Source organism: Actinospineispora acaciae DSM 45401, assembly GCF_000620785.1.
In the GTDB taxonomy this organism is placed as follows: Bacteria; Actinomycetota; Actinomycetes; order Mycobacteriales; family Pseudonocardiaceae; genus Pseudonocardia; species Pseudonocardia acaciae.
This window is the reverse complement of record NZ_JIAI01000007.1, coordinates 82,788-103,915: the sequence shown is the minus strand read 5'-3', so window position 1 is coordinate 103,915 and position 21,128 is coordinate 82,788. Positions and strand designations below refer to the sequence as shown.

Annotated in this window: 20 protein-coding genes; 6 read left to right on the top strand and 14 right to left on the bottom strand. The window is 72.0% G+C overall.

The features are described 5' to 3' along the window. Positions 1 to 40: 40 nt before the first annotated feature. A complete protein-coding gene (locus N912_RS0128470; protein ID WP_037067099.1) occupies positions 41 to 406 on the bottom strand; it encodes a winged helix-turn-helix transcriptional regulator in 366 nt (121 codons plus the stop codon). Positions 407 to 487: 81 nt separating this feature from the next. Between N912_RS0128470 and N912_RS0128465 the strand changes: the two genes are divergently transcribed. After that, positions 488 to 946 carry a TIGR03618 family F420-dependent PPOX class oxidoreductase gene (locus N912_RS0128465; RefSeq protein ID WP_037067096.1) on the top strand — a complete coding sequence of 153 codons (459 nt, stop codon included), beginning with the start codon at positions 488 to 490 and terminating at the stop codon, positions 944 to 946. Here the strand turns inward: N912_RS0128465 and N912_RS55250 are convergent. After that, positions 885 to 1,898, bottom strand: coding sequence for a GlxA family transcriptional regulator (locus tag N912_RS55250; protein ID WP_051580923.1), 1,014 nt, complete (start codon positions 1,896 to 1,898; stop codon positions 885 to 887). The genes N912_RS0128465 and N912_RS55250 overlap by 62 nt on opposite strands. A 100-nt stretch (positions 1,899 to 1,998) precedes the next feature. Between N912_RS55250 and N912_RS0128455 the strand changes: the two genes are divergently transcribed. Continuing rightward, positions 1,999 to 3,042 (top strand): DUF4440 domain-containing protein, encoded by a 1,044-nt coding sequence (locus tag N912_RS0128455; RefSeq protein ID WP_028925063.1) that lies wholly within the window; start codon positions 1,999 to 2,001, stop codon positions 3,040 to 3,042. Here the strand turns inward: N912_RS0128455 and N912_RS0128450 are convergent. Then, a complete protein-coding gene (locus N912_RS0128450) occupies positions 3,014 to 4,480 on the bottom strand; it encodes an FAD-dependent monooxygenase (protein ID WP_028925062.1) in 1,467 nt (488 codons plus the stop codon). The two genes, N912_RS0128455 and N912_RS0128450, sit on opposite strands and share 29 nt — an antisense overlap. Before the next feature lie 64 nt (positions 4,481 to 4,544). On the opposite strand from N912_RS0128450, the gene N912_RS55245 reads away from it, so the two are divergent. Continuing rightward, positions 4,545 to 5,204: a TetR family transcriptional regulator gene (locus tag N912_RS55245; RefSeq protein ID WP_051580922.1), complete on the top strand. Its 660-nt coding sequence runs from the start codon at positions 4,545 to 4,547 to the stop codon at positions 5,202 to 5,204. A 182-nt stretch (positions 5,205 to 5,386) separates the two neighbouring features. Here the strand turns inward: N912_RS55245 and N912_RS0128440 are convergent, their stop codons facing one another. The 3 genes from N912_RS0128440 to N912_RS0128435 form a co-directional block, all read right to left on the bottom strand. Next, entirely contained in the window at positions 5,387 to 5,590 is a 204-nt protein-coding gene (locus N912_RS0128440) for a hypothetical protein (RefSeq protein ID WP_028925061.1), read from the bottom strand. 25 nt (positions 5,591 to 5,615) lie between these two features. Further along, entirely contained in the window at positions 5,616 to 6,194 is a 579-nt protein-coding gene (locus tag N912_RS63850) for a hypothetical protein (RefSeq protein ID WP_156994118.1), read from the bottom strand. 895 nt (positions 6,195 to 7,089) lie between these two features. Then, entirely contained in the window at positions 7,090 to 7,968 is an 879-nt protein-coding gene (locus N912_RS0128435) for a LysR family transcriptional regulator (RefSeq protein ID WP_028925060.1), read from the bottom strand. A 109-nt stretch (positions 7,969 to 8,077) separates the two neighbouring features. Between N912_RS0128435 and N912_RS0128430 the strand changes: the two genes are divergently transcribed. Continuing rightward, positions 8,078 to 8,695, top strand: a complete 618-nt coding sequence (locus N912_RS0128430; protein ID WP_028925059.1) for a dihydrofolate reductase family protein — start codon at positions 8,078 to 8,080, stop codon at positions 8,693 to 8,695. Here N912_RS0128430 and N912_RS0128425 read toward each other — a convergent pair. Further along, positions 8,692 to 9,504, bottom strand: coding sequence for a helix-turn-helix domain-containing protein (locus tag N912_RS0128425; RefSeq protein ID WP_037067090.1), 813 nt, complete (start codon positions 9,502 to 9,504; stop codon positions 8,692 to 8,694). The genes N912_RS0128430 and N912_RS0128425 overlap by 4 nt on opposite strands. Positions 9,505 to 9,621: 117 nt before the next feature. Here N912_RS0128425 and N912_RS0128420 point away from each other — a divergent pair, with 117 nt between their 5' ends. Further along, a complete protein-coding gene (locus N912_RS0128420; protein WP_028925057.1) occupies positions 9,622 to 10,533 on the top strand; it encodes an NmrA family NAD(P)-binding protein in 912 nt (303 codons plus the stop codon). 89 nt (positions 10,534 to 10,622) lie between these two features. Here N912_RS0128420 and N912_RS0128415 read toward each other — a convergent pair whose 3' ends face one another. From N912_RS0128415 to N912_RS0128405, 3 genes are all read right to left on the bottom strand, one after another. Then, positions 10,623 to 11,681 (bottom strand): substrate-binding domain-containing protein, encoded by a 1,059-nt coding sequence (locus N912_RS0128415; protein WP_084211295.1) that lies wholly within the window; start codon positions 11,679 to 11,681, stop codon positions 10,623 to 10,625. Positions 11,682 to 11,714: 33 nt separating this feature from the next. After that, positions 11,715 to 12,410 carry a hypothetical protein gene (locus N912_RS0128410; protein ID WP_028925055.1) on the bottom strand — a complete coding sequence of 232 codons (696 nt, stop codon included), beginning with the start codon at positions 12,408 to 12,410 and terminating at the stop codon, positions 11,715 to 11,717. 265 nt (positions 12,411 to 12,675) lie between these two features. Next, positions 12,676 to 13,215 carry a DUF4232 domain-containing protein gene (locus N912_RS0128405; protein ID WP_028925054.1) on the bottom strand — a complete coding sequence of 180 codons (540 nt, stop codon included), beginning with the start codon at positions 13,213 to 13,215 and terminating at the stop codon, positions 12,676 to 12,678. A 122-nt stretch (positions 13,216 to 13,337) separates the two neighbouring features. On the opposite strand from N912_RS0128405, the gene serA reads away from it, so the two are divergent. Next, on the top strand, positions 13,338 to 14,537 hold the full coding sequence (serA, locus tag N912_RS0128400) for a phosphoglycerate dehydrogenase (protein WP_028925053.1): 1,200 nt from the start codon (positions 13,338 to 13,340) through the stop codon (positions 14,535 to 14,537). Here serA and N912_RS0128395 read toward each other — a convergent pair. Genes N912_RS0128395 through N912_RS55230 form a run of 4 tightly spaced genes read right to left on the bottom strand, consistent with a single transcriptional unit; the run spans position 14,499 to position 21,035 of the window. After that, positions 14,499 to 15,761: an aminotransferase class III-fold pyridoxal phosphate-dependent enzyme gene (locus N912_RS0128395; RefSeq protein WP_028925052.1), complete on the bottom strand. Its 1,263-nt coding sequence runs from the start codon at positions 15,759 to 15,761 to the stop codon at positions 14,499 to 14,501. The two genes, serA and N912_RS0128395, sit on opposite strands and share 39 nt — an antisense overlap. Continuing rightward, the gene (locus N912_RS55235; RefSeq protein ID WP_037067085.1) at positions 15,758 to 17,494 is read right to left on the bottom strand and encodes a hydantoinase B/oxoprolinase family protein; all 1,737 of its coding nucleotides are present in this window, start codon (positions 17,492 to 17,494) and stop codon (positions 15,758 to 15,760) included. The genes N912_RS0128395 and N912_RS55235 overlap by 4 nt, the downstream gene beginning before the upstream one ends. Continuing rightward, positions 17,491 to 19,617: a hydantoinase/oxoprolinase family protein gene (locus tag N912_RS0128385; protein WP_028925051.1), complete on the bottom strand. Its 2,127-nt coding sequence runs from the start codon at positions 19,615 to 19,617 to the stop codon at positions 17,491 to 17,493. Before N912_RS0128385 ends, N912_RS55235 begins: the two co-directional genes overlap by 4 nt. Further along, positions 19,614 to 21,035: an APC family permease gene (locus N912_RS55230; protein ID WP_037067082.1), complete on the bottom strand. Its 1,422-nt coding sequence runs from the start codon at positions 21,033 to 21,035 to the stop codon at positions 19,614 to 19,616. Before N912_RS55230 ends, N912_RS0128385 begins: the two co-directional genes overlap by 4 nt. Positions 21,036 to 21,128 lie beyond the last annotated feature (93 nt).

Genomic DNA, 21,128 nt, shown 5'->3' with positions numbered 1-21,128 from the left:
GATAGCTTATATCGATATCGTCGAGCGTTCACGCCGTTCTTCAGGCGCGTGCGCCGCCGCCCGCCTCGAGCACCGCCGCGCCGTTGGCCTCGGCCCAGGCGGTGAGGCTAGCGATGGGGTCGATCAGGGTGCGGCCGAGCGCCGTGAGGTCGTACTCCACGCGCGGCGGCACGTCGGGATAGGCGGTCCTGGTGACCAGGCCGTGGCCGTGGAGCCGACGCAGCGTCTGGGTGAGCATCTTCTTCGAGACGCCGCCGATCAGCTCGAGGAGCTCGCCGTGCCGGCGCGGGCCTCGGCTCAGCCCGTAGAGCACCACGACCGACCACTTGTCGGCGATGAGCTCGATGGCCAGCCGGGCCGGGCAGTCCGCCAGGAACACGTCGCCCGCGCCCTCAAAGTCTCCCACGGTTCCCAAGGTACCTCTCGGTTACCTACGCCGGCCTACCGTCGGCCGGGAACGCCAACGCGACCGAGGGAGCCACCGACGATGACCCGATCCGTACCCGACCGACAGGTGCTGCCGCCGTCCGCCCGCCGGCTGTTCGAGCGGGACCTGCACGCCACCGTCGTCACGACGAACCCCGACGGCACGCCCCAGGTCTCGCTGGTCTGGGTCGAGCTGGACGGCGACGACATCGTGTTCGGTGCCGAAGGGTGGCGCCGGAAGGTCCAGAACCTGCGACGCGACCCGGTCGCGGCGGTGATCGTCCAGGACACGTGTCGGGCGGACAACGGCCTGGTGCGGTTCCTGACGGTCCGGGGGAGGGCGACCATCGACGGGCCGGGCATCGCGGATCGGTTCACCCGGCTGATGGACCGGCTCGCGCGCCGCTACCTGGGCACCGAGGCGTACCCGCTGCCGAACAGGGGCTCGCGCACGGCGGTCATCGTCCGGATCCGCCCGGAGCGGGTCGGCGGTCTGGGTCCCTGGGTGGGGGCTGGTTGACCGGGGAGTGGAACGCGGTGCGGTAGGCGTGCGGGGAGGTGCCGGTGCGGCGGGTGAAGTGATAGCGCAGCGTGTTCGCCGTGTTGAACCCGGTCTCCTCGGCGATGCGGTCGATGGACAGCGTGGTGGTTTCCAGCAGCTCCTGAGCGCGGTTGGTGCGGGCTCGCAGCAGCCATTGCAGCGGTGTGGTGCCGATCTGCGCGCGGAAGTGCCGGTTCAGGCCGCGGACGCTGGTCCTGGTGTGCCGGGCGATGTCGTGCAGGGTCAGCGGGCGGGAGAGGTTCGACTCCATCCACTCCAGGATGTGGCGAAGGGGCGTGTCCTGGCCGTCCGGGTCGGGGTGCTCGATGAACTGCGCCTGGCCGCCGTCGCGTTGCGGCGGCATGACGATGCGTCGAGCGGTGGCGGCGGCGAGGGTGCTGCCGACGTCGCCGCGCAGCAGGTGCAGGCACAGGTCGAGGCCGGCGGCGACGCCCGCCGAGGTGAGCAGGCTCCCGTTGTCGATGAACAGCACCGAGGCATCGACGTCGATGCGCGGGTGGCGGCGGGCGAGCTCCTCCGCGTGCTGCCAGTGCGTGGTGGCGCGATGCCCGTCGAGCAGGCCGGTCGCGGCGAGGGTGAACGCGCCGATGCAGACCGACGCGATCCGCGCGCCGCGCCCGGCGGCCTCGCGCAGCGCGTCCAGCACGGCGCCGGGCGGTTCGGCGAGGAAACCGGCGTGACCGGGGACGATGACGGTGTCGGCCCCGGCCAGGGCGTCCAGGCCCCAGGGCGTGTGGATCCGGAAGCCGTCCAGGCGCGCGTCGGTGCTCACGCCGCCGCCCGGCGCGACGACACGGACCTCGTAGCGCGGCGAGCCGGTGACGGCGTTGGCGGTCCCGAAGACCATGCCGGGGACGGTGAGCTCGAAACCGACCACGCCGTCGAGCGCGAGCACCGCGATCGTCGTCATGGCCAGATCTTAGTGGATACTGGCATTGTGGCCACTGGCTGAGGCTCGGGCGGGACAGCAGGATCGGGGCACGCCGTCTCACGCCAGGGAGTGCCTCACCATGACCGATGATCTTCCCGCCTACTACGCCGACCTGCGGCTTCCCCGGACCGGGCTGGCCGTGGAGGCGTACCGGTTCGCCGAGGCCGGCGTGCCGGCGTTCGTGTTCCACCACAGCGTCCGCAGCTACGTGTACGCCCGCGAACTGGCCGGGCGACGGGGGCTGGGGCCGGCGGACTACGACGACGAGCTGCTGTTCCTGGGCTGCGTCCTGCACGACATGGGGCTGAGCGAGCGGGGCAACGGCGACCAGCGCTTCGAGGTCGACGGCGCGGACCTGGCCGCCGAGTTCCTGCGTGACCGAGGCGTGGACGAGCGGCGGGTCGAGATCGTGTGGGACGCGATCGCGCTGCACACCTCGGTCGGGATCGCCGGCCGCAAACGCCCCGAGATCGCCCTGACCCACGCCGGGACGGGCGCCGACGTGCTCGGGATGGACCGCGACCAGCTGCCCGACGAGCTGGTCGAGCGGGTGCACGCGGTGCTGCCGCGCGCCGACATCGGCTACGCCCTGACCGACGCGATAGTGGCGCAGGCCGCCCGGAACCCCGGCAAGGCGGATCCGTCGACGTTCCCCGGCCACCTCCTGCGCCCGTGCGTGCCGGTCGGGACGATGCCGGAGTGGCGCGAGCTGATCGCGCGCAACGGCTGGGGCGACCGGCCCGCCGCCGGCCGCGACTCGGCGGACGCCACCGCCCCCGAGCGCCTGGGCGAGCTGTTCGTGCGGCACCTCGCCGCCGGGGACCTGGACGGGTTGGTGTCGCTGTACGAGCCGGAGGCGGTCTTCGTGCCCCGGCCGGGGGCTCGCGCGACCGGCGGCGCCGCGATCCGGGACGGCCTGGCCTCCTATGTCGCGGCCGGGGCGCGCATCACCCTGGACCCGGTGAAGGTGCACGTCGTCGGCGACCTGGCCCTGGTGTCGAACGACGCCACCGCCACGGGGGTGGCCGACGAGCCGCTCGAGACCACGACCACCGAGGTGTTGCGCCGCCAGCCGGACGGGCGGTGGCGCTACGTCATCGACGATCCGTTCTTCGGGGCGTGAGGGCGGGCGGCTCCGCGGAACCGTCGGTCCAGGCCACGTACCCGTCCGGCCTGATCAGCATCGCACCCACCGCGGGCACCGGGCCCAGCACCGGAACCGCCCATTCGCCGGCGTCGCACCGGGCCGTGACCACGTCCACCCAGCCGCCCGGCGCCGAGACGCCCGCGCCAAGGTCGAGCAGGACCGGGCGGCCGGGGTGGAGCAGCTCGTACACCCGGGTCGGGCCGGACTCGGTCGTCACATCCAGGTCGGGGACGCGGCGGCCGATCAGCGGATGGCCGTCGCCGGCGGGGTAGTGGATGTCCAGCCCGGAGATCATGCCGCCCAGTGACGCGTTGACGCCGGGCTGCTCGATCAGCCCGGTCATGATGTCCCGCAACGCGTCCACGTGAGGGCCCGGGCGGGTGAGCGCGGTCTGCGCGCGGGTGTTGTGCAGCACCCGTTCGGCGACCGGGCGCCGCTCCGCCTCATAGGTGTCCAGCAGGTCGCCGGGGGCGTGGCCGTGTACCACGGCGGCCAGCTTCCAGCCGAGGTTGACCGCGTCCTGCACGCCGGTGTTCATGCCCTGGCCGCCCGCCGGGTAATGGATGTGCGCCGCGTCGCCGGCAAGGAGCACGCGTCCGTCGCGGTACCGGCTCGCCAGCCGTGCGGTGTCGTTGAACCGGGACACCCAGCGGGGGCTGTGCATGCCGAAGTCCGTCCCGGCGATCTTGCGCATCGAGTCCCGCAGGATCTCGAACGTCATCGGCGCGTCCCGGTCGGTCACGTGGTCGTGTTCCCCGGTCGCCACCCGGTACCAGCCGTTCTCGTTCTCGACCACCGTGAAGTCGCCGTGCTGGCGGCGTTCGAACAACAACATCCTGTCCGGCGGATCGACCAGCTCGACGTCGCCCAGCATCGCGGTCAGGGTCGCGTCGGTGCCGGGGAAGTCGATCCCGGCGAGCCGGCGGACAGTGCTCCGGCCACCGTCACAGCCCACCAGGTAGCTCGCGCGGATCCGCTCGCCACCGACGAGGGCCTCGACGCCGTCGTCGTCCTGGCGTACCTCCGTCACCGGCGAGGACCAGCGGACCCGCACACCGAGCTCGGCCGCGCGTTCCTCGAGGAGCAGCTCGGCCTGGTGCTGCCACAGCATGAGCCCGTACGGATAACGGGTCGGGAAGCCGCTGAAGTCCAGCCACAGCCCGGAGAAGTGGCCGAACTGCATCGGGCGGCCCCGCTCGACGAACCGGTCCGCCAGCCCGCGCTGGTCCAACACCTCCAGGGTGCGCGGGTGCATGCCGCCCGCTCGTTCCTCGTTCGCCCTGCGCTCGGCGATCTGGTCGGCCAGCAGTACGTCCACGCCGGCCAGCGCCAGCTCACACGCCAGCATCAGGCCCGTCGGCCCCGCGCCCGCGACGATCACATCCAGGTCGCCCCTGCCCGCAGCGTCATCCATAGAACTGACACTACGCTTCAAATGAGACTCAGTGTCAAAAGGTTCCGCGTGTCACAATCGTCGTATGAGCCTGCGGGAGCGGAAGAAGCGGCGCACGCGCGCCGAGCTGCAGCGTCATGCCCTGCGCCTGTTCCGCGACCGGGGATACGCCGAGACGACGGTGGACGACATCGCGGCGGCCGCCGAGGTCAGCCGCAGCACCTTCTTCCGGTACTTCGGCACCAAGGAGGACGTGCTCCTCTTCGACAACGTGGAACCGGCGATGCGCCGCATGATGGCCGAGGTGCCCGAGGGGACGCCACTGCTCCAGGCCCTGCGCGGCGTGCTGCGGGACTCGTTCGCCTCCCTCGACGACGAGGCCCGCGACATCGAGGAGGTCCGCATGGAGCTGGCCCTGACGGTGCCCGCCATCGCGGCGATCCTGCGCGAGCGCGACGCGTGGGGGATCGAGCAGTACACCGGGATGATCGCTGCCGCCACCGACCGCGAGCCCGACGACCCCGATGTGCTGCTGTTCAGTGCCATCGTGCTGGGCGCCCGCCACGCGGCCCGAGCACGCCTGGACGCCGGGCGCGCCGAGCGCTACCTCGACGAGCTGGACGCCATGCTCGGGCGCCTGGATGCCGGCGTCCCCCTGGCCAACGAGCCGGTCCGCGCGCCGGCGAGGATCACGCGACTCCGAGCCGGTTCTTCAGCGAGTCCAGCTCCCGGCTCCGGCGCTTGACGCGCCGGTCGACGTCGATCACGAGGTCGCGGGATCCGCCGGCCCGCGCCCGCGCAGGCGCGATCGAACCGCACGGACGCCTCCCGGCCCCGGGACGGAACACCGAGAGGTCGATCGGCGTGGCCGCCTGCCGGTGCGCGACGTCCGGGCCGTGACCGGTCTCGACCGCGATCGACAGTCCCTCAGGAGCGCTGGTCTTGATCGTCGGTGTCCGCGGGGTCCTCGGTCCACCACACGAACCAGTCGGGCTGGTTCTGGCCTTCCCTGTAGTGCTCGACGGATCCGGTAAACTCGCCCGTCTCGGCGACGAGCTCGGTGCCGATCTTGCGTAGCCAAGCAACGCGCTCTTCGTCGCTCAGCCCCTCGGGCTCGTTCAGGTCGACCATATTGCCGAGCGTACCGAGTGTCCGGTCACATGCGGCAACCGACGGTGATCCGCTTCCCGCTGTGCTTGGCATGCCCATTGCCGAACTGCGATTCGTCCCACGGCTCCCAGCCGCTGTTCTGGTTGGTCCGGCATGGGGGAGAGAACCCTTCTGCGTACGCCTGCTGGCCTACACCGTGTGCGACCGTCTCTCCGCCGGGGTGTGGGAGGACCGGGCCATCGATAGTTTCGTCATACCAGTTGGTGACCCCGGTACGGATCGTCCACTGGACGACGCCGGTACAGAAGTACTTCGTGGCGAAGTGCACGGCCGTACCCGGGCTGCGGGCAACAATCTCCGGGTCGATCGCGCTGCCCTTGCAAACACCGACTGGTTGTTGGCGCTTGTCTCCGCCTCGCACGCTTGCCGGAGCCACGACCGGTATGGTCCAGGAACCGTCGCTATGGTGAACCGCCGCCGGGCTTGACTCGCTGAGCTCGACGAACGGCAACTCACTGGGCGTCCGCGCATCGGGAGGCGCGACATCACCACCGAACACGACCGCCACCAGGACTGCGAGAGCCATACAAGTTGCCTTGAGGCTTCCTGCCAGACGTCGAGCCATCCGAGGAACTCCCCTGTGCAGCAGGTGAACGTCGACCCCGGCCGCGGCGCGGAGTGAGTTCAACAGAACCAACAAGGACAATCGCCTGCTATTTGGCGGCGACGCGGAACGAGCCGAAGTTGATGACTGTAAAACGCTCGGCAGGGCGAACTAACGGCCAATAGTGATCGGCGCAACATTAGGCGAAATGTTATTGTTGCTGCCCGTCGTGGGTGAAACATCCGTCCCCGGAGAAACTGAGGTGCCGGGCTGTTCGGGTGCCGGTGCCGGACCGTTCTTTCTTCCCGAGAGTACCGGCAGAGTCGGGAAACCAGACTCGTCTTGGTCCTCGGATCGCTGCTCGCACTGAGCTGACTGCTTTGCGTCGTCGCCTCGGCATTCCTTTGACGATGCCGCGGCGACCATAGTCGTCGGCGTGGATGCGTGGCCTACCGCGACCGACGCTATACCGGCGGCTGGAATCGCCGAAATTGCCACCGTTATGAGCATCTGTCGAGCTGAGCGAATGTTCATGGATCCCCCAGTTCTCGTCTCCGTTGCATCCTGACTGCATCCAGCAGCGGACATAGGGCCAAACGACTGCGAACCGCGAGGGTTATGGAAAGTGGTGTCTGCAAATTAAGAAGAGCTAATACTGTTGCGAATGGCGACAGTGGGGACAATGGGAATACTCGTGTGCAATGTGAAACTAATGAGTGACCTATAATATTCGGTATGGCTATAATGTAGCGCAGATAGGCGTGCTAGCCGACCAGGGCTGGTCATGGCGCGCTAGGAACCTCGCGTTCGAGGACGGCGTGTGGGCCAACATGGCCTGCGCCGAGGCCGTCGCCGGCGTGGATGCGTGCACGATCACGAGTTGGCCGGCGCGAAGCGGCTGCCGTCTTGTGATCGGCTACCTCGTTGCCGTTGGGGTGGCGGCCTCGGTGAGGGCGGTGAGCACGGCGGCGACGGCCGGTGGGTTGGGCGGGTCGCCGTAGGTGGCGGCGTGGATCTGGCGGCGGAAGCCGGTCAGCTCGGTGGCGTGGATGTCGGGTCGGCGGTGGGCTCGGAGCGCGAGGCCGGGCAGGGTGGTGACGCCCACGCCCGCGGCGACCAGGGCCTGGACGACGACCATGTCGTCGCTGTACGAGGCGATGCGCGGGGTGAACCCCTCGTGCCGGCACACGGCGGTGAGCTCGGCCCGGCACCTGTCGCAGCCGCCGATCCAGGCGGAGTGGCGGTGGTTCGCGATGGTGTCCTCGGGTTGCCGGCTGATGAGGTGGATCGGGTCGTCACCGATGTGCAGCAGGCGCAGGCCCTCCTCCTCGACCGGGGCGTCGGGGTACCGGAAGACCAGGGCGATGTCGATCTCGCCGTGGCGCAGCATCTGGAGCGCCTCGACGGGGTGGCGGTCGTACAGGCTCAGCTGGAGGCCCGGGTGCGCCTCGGTCAGCGCGGCGGCCGCCTTCGGCACGATCGTGCTCAGCGTGGACGCGTTGGCGGCCAGCCGGACCCGCCCCGCCCGCAGGCCGACCCGCCCGGCCAGCTCGTTGGTCGCCGCGTCGACCCGTCCGAGGATCTCGGCGGCCCGGTTGGCCAGCAGCCGTCCCTCCGGCGTCAACCGGATCCCTCGGCCGATCCGCTGGACCAGCTTGACGCCGGTGGCCGCTTCCAGACGGGCCAGGTGGTGGCTCACCGACGGCTGGGAGTAGTGCAGCTCTCGTGCCGCCTCGGTCACCGAGCCGTGTCGGGCCACCGCCGCCAGGACCTTCAGGTGGACCAGGTTGAGCATCCATTAAGAATATCAATGAGTCGACACGGAATCTGAATTGGACGTCATGTCGTGGCTGCTCCATGCTGACGCTCCACACAGAGGCTCGCCGCACGGGAAGGCACGGCAGATGGCTACACGGACGGGCAGGGTGACCTGCGATCTCACGATCTCGGTGGACGGGTACTCCGCCGGGCTCAACCAGACCGAGCAGCGCCCGTTCGGCGACGACGGCGGCGACGGCTGGGGCGACAAGCTGCACGCCTGGTACGGCCGTCCCGAGGAGAACCGGCCCGAGATCGACCGGGGGACCTCGGCCGGCGCGTTCATCATGGGGCGCAACATGTTCGGCCCGGTGCGCGGCGAGTGGGACCGGCCGTGGACCGGGTGGTGGGGCGACAACCCGCCGTACCACGCCCCGGTCTTCGTGCTCACCCACCACCCGCGCGAGCCTCAGCCAATGGACGGCGGCACCACGTTCTACTTCGTCACCGAGGGCATCGAGTCCGCACTCGAACGCGCGCGCGACGCGGCCGGGGACGGCGACGTCTCCGTCCACGGCGGCGCGACCACCGTCAACCAGTACCTCGCCGCCGGCCTGATCGACGAGCTGCGGCTGCACATCTCGCCGCTCACGCTCGGCGCCGGCACGCGGCTGTTCGACGGCGTCGGGCCGCTGAACCTGGAGCAGGTGGAGTCGCGCGCAACGAACTCGGTCACCCACCTGACCTATCGCGTGCTGCGCTAGCCCGAGAGCCGGAGCAGGGCTTTCTCCGACGCCGACCCCGGCTCGGCCTGGTAGATCCACAGCTGAAGTTCGGGGTTATGAGGAAGCGACATCACGTGCTGGTGCAACGTGAGGTCGCCGACCGCGGGATGGCGGAAGTGCTTGACCGCGCTCGCCTTGTTGTGGGCGTCGTGTCGAGCCCACAGCCGGCGGAACAACTCACTGCGCACGGACAGCTCGCCGATCAGCTCGACCAGCCTCGGTGCGTGGGGCTCGGGCCCCGCCGAGGCCCGCAGGGTCGCCACCGTGCACCGGGCCAGGTGCGCGGGGTCGGCGACGAAGCTCCCGATGTTCTCGTCGAGGAACGCCATCCGGGCCAGGTTGTCGCGCAACGCCAGCCCGGCGTAGAGCGCATCGGCCGGCCCGTTGCGGGTTACGACGTCCATCCAGGGCGTGACCAGCATCGCCGGCACGCCCACCCACCGCCGAACCAGGTCATCCAGGGCGCGGCGGGTGTCGTCGGTGATCGCGACCGACCCTCGGAGGGCCGTGTCGCGGGCCGCCAGGTTGCGCAGGTGCGCGTGCGTGTCGAAGTCGAGCCGCAGGACCCGGGCGAGCGCGTCGAGAACCTGGGTCGAGGGGCGTTTCCCCCTGCCCTGTTCGAGCTGTACGTAATAGTCGGTGCTCACCCCGGCCAGGACCGCGACCTCTTCGCGGCGCAGGCCGGGGACCTGCCGTGACCCGCCGGGGTCGAGGCCGACATCGTGGGGCCGCACGAGCGCGCGTCTCGCGCGAAGGAACTCGCCGAGCGCGTCCGAGGTGCTGCCCACTCCGCCCACCGTACGTGCGGTTCGGCGACCCGGGGTGGGCCTGTCGGCACCACCGGCGAACGGGTGCCCGCTCCTAGCGTCGGTGGCGCTGACGGGTCGAACGAGGAGGACGGGCGGATGTTCGTGGTGACGGGCGCGACAGGGCGCACCGGGCGGGCCGTTGTCGACGAGCTTCTCCGCGCGGGCCACCCGGTCCGAGCGATCGGGCGCCGCCCGCGCACCCTGGCGCCGCTGGAGGCGGCGGGCGCGCGCGCCTCGGTGGCCGAGCCGACCGATCGCGACGCCCTGGCCGAGGCGTTCTCCGGCGCCGAGGGCGTGTACGTGATGGTCCAGCCGAACTACATCCCCGACAGCCCGGACTTCCCCGCCCACCAGCGCGCCATCGTCGACGCCATGACCGAGGCGCTGTCGTCGGCCGGTGTCGGGCGGGTCGTCACCCTGAGCAGCTGGGGCGCGGACAAGGAGCACGGCACCGGGCCGGTGCTCGGGCTGCGCCACCTCGAGGAGCGGACCAATGCCCTCGACGCGGCGGTGACCCACCTTCGGGCCGGCTACTTCATGGAGAACCTGCTCGGCCAGGTGGCGAGCGTCCACGCCGGCGGGGTCGTCGCGGCTCCGTTCGCGCCGGACCTCCCGATGCCGTTCATCGCGGCCGAGGACGTCGGCCGCGCCGCGGCGCACCGCCTGGCCGGCGCGACCGCCGCCTCGGCCGGCGCACCGGAGGTCCTGGAGCTGCACGGCGAGCGCGACCTGAGCATGAGCGAGGTCGTCGACGTCATCGCCGCGGTCACCGGCCGGCCGGGCCTGCGCTACGTCCGGCGGACCGTCGAGGAGTTCGCGGCCGAGCAGCGCCGCGCGGGCGTCTCGGAGAACGTCACCGGGCTCATGGTCGACGTCGTGCACGCGATCAACTCCGGCCACACCGCGACCCTGCAACCGCGCACCCGGCGGACGACCACACCCACCAGCATCGAGTCCTTCGTCGGCGACACGTTCCTGCCCGCGCTGCGCGCCGAGCAGCCGCGATGAGCATCCCCGCCGGCCAGGCCCGGGTTGCGGGGGCGCGGCATCGTCGCGACCAGCAGTCTCGTAGCGAATCACGATGCTGACGGCACGGGCTAGGGGACGCTGAGCTGGTTGCAGCGCAGGGCGAGGGTGGGATCGCAGACGTCGGACGACTCGGCGATGCCGTTGTTGAACACCTGGCTGATGTCGGCGAGGGTGACGGCGGCCGGCGCGACCAGCAGCCGGCGGGGCCGGCCGGGGGCGCTGAGCTGGTCGGCGCGGGCGCGGTCGCCGAGGGCGAGTGCCTTGGCGAGCGTTGCGACGGCGGTGGCCTGGGCGGGCGGCGGGGTGTAGCCGGTGGCGAACTGGTCGCCCCTGAGCACGGCCTTCAGGGCGTCGGTGCGGGCGCCGTAGCCGGTCACGATGGTCCTGCCGGCCAGGCCGCGTTGGCGCAGCACGGCGATGGCGGCCTGGGCGACGGCGTCGTTGGCGGTCAGGACGGCGTCGACGCGCCCGCCGTGCGCGTCGAGCAGCCGGGTCAGGGTCGCGGTGACCGCGCGGGCGTCGGCCGGGTTGACGGGTTCGGTGGCGAGCAGCCGGTAGAGGCGCTTGTCGTAGCGCGGGGCGAGGATGTCGCGCTCGCCCTCGGCGATCTGGACGGCGGCCTCGCGGGTGGGGCCGGACGCGAGCTCGATGACGGTGGCGTCGGGTTTGGTGCGGATGCCTCGGACCAGGGCCCGGCCGGCGAGCTCGCCGACCTGGCGGTAGTCGGTGGTGACCACGAAGTCGGCCGAGGCGGCGGCGCTGTTGCCCTTGGCGTCGGTCAGGTCGTATCCGATGGTCGGGACGCCCCGCGCCCTGGCCGTGGCGGTGATCGCTGCCTCCACGTCCCGGTTCGCGGCGGCGAACACCAGCACCCGGCCGCCGTCGTTGATCATCTTGGTGGCGGCGGCGGTCGCCTCGGCGGGGGTGGAGGCGGTCTCGATGTCCGGCTGGAACGCGTAGTTCTGGCCCTTGAACTCGTTCTCCAGGGCGGGGCGGTCGGCCTGCTCCCAGCGCGGCCCGGCGTCGTCCCCGGGCAGCAGGACGCCCACCCTGACCTTCTCGATCGGCGGCTTGCCCGCGCATCCGCCCAGCGCGAGCGCCAGCCCGAGCATTGCCACGGCCCCCATCCGGCCATACCTGGTACGCACCGTCGCCCCCTGTCAGGTCTGGTGGTCGAGGTCCGTCCAGGACCTGTTGTGCAGGTGGCGCTGGACCCTGGCGATGTAGTTCAGCGCGCCGGCGTCCTTCCACTTGCCCGACCAGTGCCAGCCGACGCAGCTCCACAGGTCGCCGGGCGCGTAGTCGGCGCCGAGGTAGGTGACCCAGCCCTCGTAGCAGGCGCGCATCCGGGCGCCGTAGTAGTCGACGTTGAACGCCGTGCTGGCCTGGGAGTGCGGGTAGGACCCCGGCAGGTCGGTGGCCTTGAGCTGGAGGATGCCGAAGCTGGTCGGGCACGGCGGCTTCGCCCCGCCCTGGCAGTCGGCCGGGTCGTCGCTCTTGTCGCCGGTCGTGGCCTGTTTCCAGTCGCTCTCCTGGTAGGCCACCGCGCGCAGCACGTCGAGGTCGAGGCCCCACTTGCAGGCGCCCCAGGCGAGGATCTCGCCGGTGCTGCCGCCGAACCGGCCGTCGATGCGCGAGACGAACCGCTGGTTGGCCTGGACCGTGAAGTCCTCCCAGACCGGGAACACCGCCTTGGCCGGCTCGACGTGGTTGAAGCGGTCGTTCTCCTGGACCTCCTCGGGGTGGCCGCGGCCCGCCCGGTCGGCGCATTCCTGCGCCGAGGGCAACGCGGCCCGGGGCGGCAGCGTGGCGAGCTGGTCCTCGGTGACCGCCCAGCCGCACCCGCTCGCGATCATTCCGACGACTATCAGCAATAGCGGGACATTCGCCGTTCGACCGCGATTCGAGCCGCCCATGCGTGAGCCACCCCTCTAGGACGCCGAAAACCGGCATCAATCTATCTCGCCGGTTTCGGGCGATCAAATGAGGGTCTTTTGTGATAAACGATTTTGAATAGTTTCTATCGATCGCGTGCTGTTGGGGAGAACGATCGATGAGTTTCAAGCCTACATGTGGTTACGGCTATTCTGGTGCGGCATACCGCCGGTTGCAAACGCGCCGTTACCGGCCGGGTTGGACCGGCCCGATCTGGGTGCCTCCGTCGACCTCCAGCGGACCCGACGCCTCCTGCTCGCCGGGAATGTCGCCGCCGGGGGCCGGCAGGGTGTACGTCAGGCCGCTCGCGCGGGCGCCGCCGGGGATGTTGGGTACCTGGATGTCGAAGTGCACCGGGTGCTCGGGTCCGAAGGTCACCGGCACGGCCTGCGCGGACGCCGGCGCCGGCCGGACTCCGAGCGGCCCGCCGCCGTCACCCTGGAAGACCACGTCGGTGGGGACGCCGGCGAGGGTGCAGTCGCTGTAGCCCGGGGCGGCGGTCAGTACGACGCGATAGTGGCGGTGGCCGGCGCTGGGGTGGTCGGGGGTGACCACGGCTCGATGGTTGGCCGGCCGGCACGACGACGGCGCGTCGCCGCCCTGCGCCGGCAGCGTCTTCGGGCCGGCCGCGTACGCCGGGCCGGTGACCAGGGCGAGCCCGGCCGTCGTGGCGGCGGCGACGACCAGCATGCCGGCGAGCCCGCGTCCCGTTGGCTTCACGCGCATCTTTCGGATCCCCTCCTGGCGAAACTCGTTACCGAGCGTGTACAGGCGAACACCATAGGGGGTGGCGGGCTCACCCGGCGTGTGCGGCGGACTACACGCGGCGGTGGCCTACGTTGGGGCGTGTGAAGGTACTTCTGCTGGAGGGCATCCACCCGGACGCGGCGCGGGCGCTGCGCGACGCCGGCTGCGAGGTCGACGTGCGCGCCGGCTCGCTGAGCGAGGACGAGCTGGTCCACGAGCTGTCCGGGGTCGAGCTGCTGGGCATCCGGTCCAACACCAGGGTCACCCCGAGGGTGCTGGAGGCCGGCAAGGACCTGCTGGCCGTGGGGTGCTTCTGCATCGGGACCAACCAGGTGCACCTGGACGAGGCGGCGGAGCGCGGGCTGGCGGTGTTCAACGCGCCGTTCTCCAACACCCGCAGCGTGGTCGAGCTGGTCATCGGGGAGATCGTGGCGCTGGCGCGCCGGCTGCCGGAGAAGACCCAGCGGATGCACGAGGGCGTCTGGGACAAGTCGGCGAAGGGCAGCCACGAGGTGCGGGGCCGCACGCTGGGCATCCTCGGCTACGGCAACATCGGCACCCAGCTGTCCAACGTCGCCGAGGCCTTCGGCATGCGGGTGATCTTCTACGACACCGCCGACCGGCTGGCCCACGGCAACGCGAAGCGTATGGGTTCGCTGGACGAGCTGCTGGCCGAGTCGGACGTGGTGAGCATCCACGTCGACGGCCGGCCCGGCAACGCGGGGCTGTTCGGGGCGGACGAGTTCGCCAAGATGAAGCCGCGAGCGATCTTCATCAACGCGTCACGGGGCATGGTCGTGGACGACGCGGCGCTGCGGGAGAACATCCTGTCCGGCCACCTGGCCGGCGCCGCGATCGACGTGTTCCCGATCGAGCCGAAGGCCCAGGGCGACCCGTTCGAGTCCCCGCTGCGCGGGCTGGACAACGTCATCCTCACCCCGCACGTGGGCGGTTCGACGCAGGAGGCGCAGCGCGAGATCGGCCACTTCGTGTCCGGCAAGCTGATCGGGTTCGTCCAGGGCGGCGGCACCGCGCTGTGCGTCAACCTGCCGCAGGTGGCGCCGCCGCGGCCGCCGGGCGTGTTCCGGATGGCCTACCTGCACCGGAACGTGCCGGGGACGCTGGCCGGGATCAACCGGGCGGTCGCCGACGCGGGGACGAACGTGATCGGCCAGTCGCTGTCCACCAGGGGCGAGTACGGCTACGTCGTCACCGACACCGACGCGGCGCTGCCCGAGGAGACGCTCTCGACCCTGGGCGGGTCACCGCAGACGGTCTGGCTGCGGTCCTGGCGGCTCTGAGGCGATCTCGGTGATCGCGGCGCGCGCGGCGTCGAGCAGGGCGTCGACGTCGGCGGCGGTGGTGTGCGGGGAGACCACGGCGGCGCCGCCGAAGCAGCCGACCAGGACGCCCCGGTTGGCCAGGTAGAGGAAGAGCAGGTCGCGCAGCGTCGGGTCGTTGTGGGGGAGCGCGCAGGTCACCATCGCGCCGAGCCTGGCGACCGTCCAGGGCAGGCCGGCGCGGCGGATCGCGTCGTCCAGGCCGTCGGCCAGGCGGGCGGCGTGCGCGCTCATCCGCCGGTAGGCCGCCTCGGTCATGGCGGTCTCCAGGCAGCGGCGGGCCATCCGCATCGGCAGCTGGCCGGCGTTGAGCGTGCCGCCCAGGCCGCCCTGGTTGGACGGGTGGGTGTGGGCGTGGAAGGCGTCCGCGACCGGTTGCGTCATGCCGACCGCGCCGATCGGCAGGCCGAACGCGAACGACTTGCCGAGCACGAGCAGGTCGGGGTCCAGGCCGGTGCCGGATCCGGTGACGCCGGCGGGGCCGGCCACGATCGTCTGCGTCTCGTCGACGACCAGCAGCGCGCCGGCCGCGCGGGTGAGCTCGCGCAGCCGGGGGTGGAAGCCGTCGTCGGGCGCGGCGATGCCGCCGCCGGTGGTGCGGACGGGTTCGGCGATGACGGCGGCGATGTCGCCGCGCGCGAGGGCACGTTCCAGCGCGGGCGGGTCGTTGAACTCGACGCGCTCGGCGGTGGTCAGCTCGTCGAGGTTGCCGTGGTAGCAGCCGGTGAACGCGAGCACCCCGGGCCTGCCGGTGGCGAGCCTGGCCAGGCGCAGCGCGGTGCGGTTGGCGTCGGTGGCCGAGAGGGTGAACTGCCACAGCGGCAGCCCGAACCGCCCGGCCAGGTTCTCCGCCACCCGCACCGAGTCTTCCCCCGGCCAGCCGGACACCACGCCGCCGCCCGGGTCGTCGGCCAGCTCGGACAGGATCTCCGCGCCGGAGTGGCCCCACAGCGCGGCGGTGCCGCACAGGCCGAAGTCGAGGTAGTCGTTGCCGTCGATGTCGCGGACCCGGTTGCCCTCGGCCCGGTCGAGGTAGAACGGGTAGGGCAGCGCGTAGAGGTCCATCCAGTGCAGCGGCACGCCGTCCAGCAGCGCGCGGCGGGCACGTTCGCGCATCCGCTCGGAGGCGGGGTGCGCGGCGCGGTAGGCGGCCCTTTCACGGGCGATGATTGCTTCAGCGCTCACGGGTGCCTCCCTGGGTTGCCGTCGGCGTCGAAGACGACCCCGTACACCTGGCGGGCGCGTTCAGCAGAGATCCAGCCCTCGGAAACGTCGTGCGCCACCCGCTCGACCTCGCGTTCGTGCGGCGGGCCGTAGCCACCGCCCCCGCAGGCCAGCGAGATCACCGTCTCGCCGTCGCGCAGCACCAGGTCACCGTCGGCGGGCAGCTCGCGCACCGAGCCGTCGCGGGCGCGCAGCATCGCCCGGGAGCGGCTGCCCGGCCCGCCGCCGCGCACCCCGGCCGCCGGGTGCGCCGACCCGCCCGCGCTGTAGATCACCCGCAGCTCGGTGCCGACCGGGCCGTACTCCACGTAGTTGCCGGGCGAGCCGCGCCGCCGCCCGGCGCCCTCGCTGTCCACCAGCAGGCGCTGGGCGACGATGCGGATGGGGAAGCGCAGCTCGTTCATCTCCACCCCGTCGCGGCGCACCACCCCCGCCGCGCCGACGTGGCCGAGACAGAGCACGCCGTCCTCCACCGGCGCGCCGCCGCCTCCGGAGCTGGCGAAGAAGATCTGGTTGATGAACCGCTCGCCGCCCCGGCGCGGGTCGGTGCCGGAGATGACGGCGTCGCACGGCGGCATGACGTAGCCGGCCTCGGCCATTCCGACGCCCTCGCCCAGCTCGGCCAGGGCGGCCTGCACCGCGTTCGCGGCGCGCTCGGCGACGCCGGTGGTGGCCAGCGAGCACGAGGTGGGGTGGCGCGGGATGCCCACCACGCAGTTCTCCCGCAGCAGCACCCGCAGCCGGCGGAAGCTGCCGGCGTTGGGCGGGATCCCCGGGCCGAGGCTGTTGAACACGCCGATCATGGCCGAGGTGCGGGCGGTGGCCTCGGTGAGGTTGAGGCCGCTGGGCACGCAGTCGGGGTTGTCGCGCAGGTCGACGGTGACCCGGGCCTCGGCGGGGTCGACGCTCACCCGGGCGGTGATCGGCAGCCCGTCCGGCGCGGCCGGGTTCGGGTCGAGCACGCTGGTGGCCGACACGGACCCTTCCGGCAGCCCCCGGATCGCCTCGGCCATGCGTGCCTCGCTGTAGTCGAACCAGTCCGCCACGTAGCGCTCCAGCGCGTCCCAGCCCAGCTCCTCGCCGAGCGCGAGCAGCCCGCGCTCGCCGACCCGCGCGGCGCCGACCAGCGCGAGGTAGTCGCCCCACCACTGGTCGGGCACCCGCAGCCGCATCCGGCACATCCGGACGATGTCCTCGCAGTCGGCGTAGTCGCGCTGTATCCGGACGCCGGGGAAGATCAGCGCGCCCTCCTCGTAGACGTCCGAGGCGGCGGGCATGTACGTGGTGGGCAGGGCGTTGCCGCAGTCCGCCTGGTGGGCCTTGGCGACCACGGTGAACCGGTGCACACCGTCGGCGTCGACGACCGGGACGAGCAGCGTGTGGTCGGCGGCGTGGCTGTTGCCGTGGTACGGCGAGTTGTGCAGGAACGCGTCGCCGGCGGCGAACCGGGGGTGGAACTCCCGCAGCGAGGCCGCCATCAGGTCCGGCCCGCTCATCACGTGGATGGGCAGGCTCTCCACCGAGGCCAGCAGCTCGTCGCCGGCGGTGACGATCGCGCAGGAGAAGTCGTTGGCGGTGTTGATCACGCCGGAGCGGCCGGTGCGGTAGAGCGTGTTGACCATCTTGCGGATGACCGCCTCGATCCGGGTGGTGATCACCGCGAGCGCCACGCCACGCGAGTCCTTCCTGGTCATCCCCGTGGCTCCCGGTCGAGGCGCAGGAGCAGGTTGCCGTCGGCGGTGCGCACGACGCCGCAGCCCGGTTCCACCACCACCGTGGTCATCGGCGACTCCACGATCGCCGGCCCGGCGACGCGCGCGCCCACCGGCATGGACAGCGGGCGGTGCACGCCCACCTCGGCCCAGCCCAGCGAGGCGAAGTAGGCCAGCCGGCCGGCGGGGCGGGCGTCGGGCTCGGGGTCGGTGCCGGTGTCGGTGCCGGTGCCGGTGTCCAGGGGAACCTCCGGCGCCGGGCGCAGCGAACAGTCCACCCGGGCCCGCCAGGTGATGAACTCCACCGGCGAGGAGGGGTCGGCGACGGCGAAGGTGCGCAGGTGGGCGTCGTGGAACCCGGCGACCAGCCGGCCGACCAGGTCCCGGGCGTTGACAGCGCCGTCGTGCTCGAACGGGACGGCCAGCTCCCAGACCTGGTTCGGGTAGCGGGCCTCCACGGAGTACGCGACCCGGGCGGCCAGGCTGCCCGCCCCGGGGCCGGCGATGAACTTCTCGCAGCGGCCCGCCAGCTCGCCGAGCACCGCGCCCACCGCGTCGTGGTCGAAGCCGTCGCTGGAGGTCGGCCCCGGCAGCTCGAACTCGTCGGACAGCTCGCTGGTCAGCGCCCCGAACGCGCTCATCACCGGCGCCGCGTGCGGGATGATCACCGCCGGGCAGTCGAGCCGGCGCCCGATCGCCGCCGCGTTGAGCCCGCCCGCCCCACCGCCCGCGACCAGCACCGCCTTGGCCGGGTCCTGCCCCTGCTCCAGCGCGATCTCCTCGATCCCGGTGACCATCCGCTCGGTGGCCAGGCGGTGGACGGCCTCGGCGGCCTCCACCGGGTCGATGCCGAGCGGTTCGGCGACCCCGCGCCCGATCGCCTCGTGCGCCAGGCCGGGCTCCAGCGGCACCGCGCCGCCGAGGAAGTACTCCGGGTCGAGGTAGCCCAGCACCAGGCAGGCGTCGGTCAGCGTCGGTTCCTCGCCGCCGAGCCCGTAGCAGGCCGGCCCCGGCGTCGACCCGGCGCTGCGCGGGCCCACGTGCAGCACCCCGCCCCGGTCCACCCACGCGACGGAGCCGCCGCCCGCGCCGATGCCCCGGATGTCCACCGAGCTGAACCCGGTCATGTGCCCGAGGTAGCGCCGCCCGATCCAGCTCTCCCTGGTGGTCGGGATGGCGCCGTCGCGCACCAGGCTCACGTCGTAGGTGGTGCCGCCGGTGTCGGTGACGATCGCGGTGCGGCCGGGCAGCTCCCGCTCGACGAAGCGCCGGCCCGCGACCGGGGCCATCGCCGGGCCTGACTTGACGCTGAGGATCGGTTTCTCCGCCACCCGCCGGGCGTCCTGGAAGCCCCCCGACGAGGTCACCACCAGCAGCCGGCCGGCGAAGCCGTTGTCGCGCAGCTGGTGTTCCAGCCCGCCAAGGTACGCGGCCATCAGCGGCTTGAGGGAGGCGTCGATCGCGGCCGAGGACGCGCGGCGGTACTCCCGCAGGGTCGGGTTGAGCCGGTGCGAGAGCGTGATCGCCGTCGCGGGCAGGGCCTGGCCCAGCGCGGCGGCCAGGCGCAGCTCGTGGGCCGGGTTGGCCGGCGACCAGAGCAGGCACACCGCGACCGCCTCGACGCCCAGCGCGCGCACCGCCGCGACGACCCGGTCCACCTCGGCCGGCTCCAGCGCGCGCACCACCTCGCCGCCCGCCCCGATGCGCTCGTCGACCTCGACGGTGAGCGCCCTGGGCACGTACGGCTCGCGGGTAGGGACCGCATAGTTGAACAGGTCGGTCCGGCCGCCCTCGGCGTAGAGCAGGATGTCCGGGTGGCCCTTGGTGGTCACGAACGCGGTGCGCGCGGTCTGGCCGGTCACTATGGCGTTGAGCGCGCGCGTGGTGCCGTGGATGAGCAGCTCGGTGCGCCCGAGCAGTTGGCGCAGCCGCAGCCGCGACGCCTGCGCGGCCTTGAGCAGGGCGGCGGTGATGGCCTGGGTGGGGTCGTCCGGGGTGGTGCTCGCCTTGAACGCCCGCGGCGAGCCCGAGCCGTCGTCGAGCACCAGGTCGGTGAACGTGCCGCCCACGTCCACCGAGATGCGAAACGGCGCCTCGACGCTCATCGCTGACGCTCGCCGAACCGGCCGGGCAGGACGAGCAGGTACCAGGCCAGGATCGCCGCGCCGGTGCCGAAGAACACCGTGGACAGCGCCAGCCCGGCGTGGAACATCTCCGGGACGGTGAGCACCAGCAGCTCGAACAGGCACCACAGCCCGGCGAACGCGGCCACCGGCAGGTCCCAGCCGCGCAGGTCGAACCCGCCGGCGGGGACGTCGGGCAGCCGTCGCCGGATCGCCAGGTAGACCACGACGGTGCACAGGTAGAGGAACACCGAGATGATCGTCCCGCCGGAGAGCACGTCGTTGAGCCGCTCCGGGCGCTGCCCGACGGTCAGCACCACCGCCACCGCGATCGCCCACACCAGCGCGGTGGCCCAGGCCGGCGTGCCCAGTCGGGGCGGAACCCGGCGCAGCAGCCGGTAGCCGGGGAACCGCCGGTCGCGGGCCATCGCGAAGCTGGTGCGCGACGCCGAGAGCATCAGGCACAGCCCGCAGGAGAACATCGCCACCGTCACCAGCGCGAGCACGAACCGCTCCGCCGGCGGACCGATGTACTGCCCCAGGATGAACGCGACCGGCGAGCCGGCCTCGCTGACCTGCCCGACGTCGGTGATCGCCATGGTCAGCGCGAGCAGGAACACGAACCCCGTCACCCCGGAGATGACGACCGCGCGGATGATCGCGCGCGGCGCCGTGCGGCTCGGGTTGTGCGTCTCCTCGGACAGCTCGGCCGCGCCCTCGAACCCGGCGATGGTGTACGCGCCGAGCAGCGCGGCCATCATGAACGGCCCGGCGAACGCCCAGTAGCCGCCCTCGTCGACGACGCCGGCGGAGAACAGGGTTGCCGGGCGCACGCCCCCGCTGGCCAGCGCCGCGACGAACAGCGCGACGGTGAGCACCACCAGCGCGACGATCTCGGCGCCGACCGCCGTGCCGTTGACCGCGTTGACCAGCCGGGTCGAGTACGCCGCCACCAGCGCCTGCAGGCACAGCGTGGCGAGCACGACCAGCGTCATCGCCAACGGGGTTGGTTCGATGTCGAAAAGCGGCAGGAACGCCTGGGTGGCCAGCCCGATGTCCGTCGCGACGATCACGATCGGCATCGTCGCGAAATACAGCCAGCCCATTCCCCAGCCCACAATCGGGTTCGCCAGCTTGGACGACCATTGGTAGATGAACCCGGTCAGCGGCATGCGCGCCACGAACTGGGCCACGATGAGCGCGACCGCCAGCCGGCCGACGACCGAGCCGATCCACATCCAGGTGCCGCGCGGGCCCGCGGTGGTGAGCAGGAACCCGTACGTCGTCACGATTCCGGTCAGCGCGGACGCGGTGGAGAATGCGATCGCGAACGACCCGAATGACCGTACGGTGCGGCGGAACTCCTGCCGATAACCGAACTGTGCGGTGTCGTCACTCATGGCCAAATGACGCTAACCGTGGCGGCCGGCCCGCCGAACCGGCACAACGCGCACACCGGCCGGCATTCCGCGAACCGCCGCTGCCGGGCGGCT

Excerpts from the sequence above, each read along its gene's own strand:
- N912_RS0128465 (WP_037067096.1), top strand. The coding sequence starts at position 488 with ATGACCCGATCCGTACCCGACCGACAGGTGCTGCCGCCGTCCGCCCGC.
- N912_RS55250 (WP_051580923.1), bottom strand. The coding sequence starts at position 1,898 with ATGACGACGATCGCGGTGCTCGCGCTCGACGGCGTGGTCGGTTTCGAG.
- N912_RS0128455 (WP_028925063.1), top strand. The coding sequence starts at position 1,999 with ATGACCGATGATCTTCCCGCCTACTACGCCGACCTGCGGCTTCCCCGG.
- N912_RS0128450 (WP_028925062.1), bottom strand. The coding sequence starts at position 4,480 with ATGGATGACGCTGCGGGCAGGGGCGACCTGGATGTGATCGTCGCGGGC.
- N912_RS55245 (WP_051580922.1), top strand. The coding sequence starts at position 4,545 with ATGAGCCTGCGGGAGCGGAAGAAGCGGCGCACGCGCGCCGAGCTGCAG.
- N912_RS0128440 (WP_028925061.1), bottom strand. The coding sequence starts at position 5,590 with ATGGTCGACCTGAACGAGCCCGAGGGGCTGAGCGACGAAGAGCGCGTT.
- N912_RS63850 (WP_156994118.1), bottom strand. The coding sequence starts at position 6,194 with ATGGCTCGACGTCTGGCAGGAAGCCTCAAGGCAACTTGTATGGCTCTC.
- N912_RS0128435 (WP_028925060.1), bottom strand. The coding sequence starts at position 7,968 with ATGCTCAACCTGGTCCACCTGAAGGTCCTGGCGGCGGTGGCCCGACAC.
- N912_RS0128430 (WP_028925059.1), top strand. The coding sequence starts at position 8,078 with ATGGCTACACGGACGGGCAGGGTGACCTGCGATCTCACGATCTCGGTG.
- N912_RS0128420 (WP_028925057.1), top strand. The coding sequence starts at position 9,622 with ATGTTCGTGGTGACGGGCGCGACAGGGCGCACCGGGCGGGCCGTTGTC.
- N912_RS0128415 (WP_084211295.1), bottom strand. The coding sequence starts at position 11,681 with ATGGGGGCCGTGGCAATGCTCGGGCTGGCGCTCGCGCTGGGCGGATGC.
- N912_RS0128410 (WP_028925055.1), bottom strand. The coding sequence starts at position 12,410 with ATGATCGCGAGCGGGTGCGGCTGGGCGGTCACCGAGGACCAGCTCGCC.
- N912_RS0128405 (WP_028925054.1), bottom strand. The coding sequence starts at position 13,215 with ATGCGCGTGAAGCCAACGGGACGCGGGCTCGCCGGCATGCTGGTCGTC.
- N912_RS55235 (WP_037067085.1), bottom strand. The coding sequence starts at position 17,494 with ATGACCAGGAAGGACTCGCGTGGCGTGGCGCTCGCGGTGATCACCACC.
- N912_RS0128385 (WP_028925051.1), bottom strand. The coding sequence starts at position 19,617 with ATGAGCGTCGAGGCGCCGTTTCGCATCTCGGTGGACGTGGGCGGCACG.
- N912_RS55230 (WP_037067082.1), bottom strand. The coding sequence starts at position 21,035 with ATGAGTGACGACACCGCACAGTTCGGTTATCGGCAGGAGTTCCGCCGC.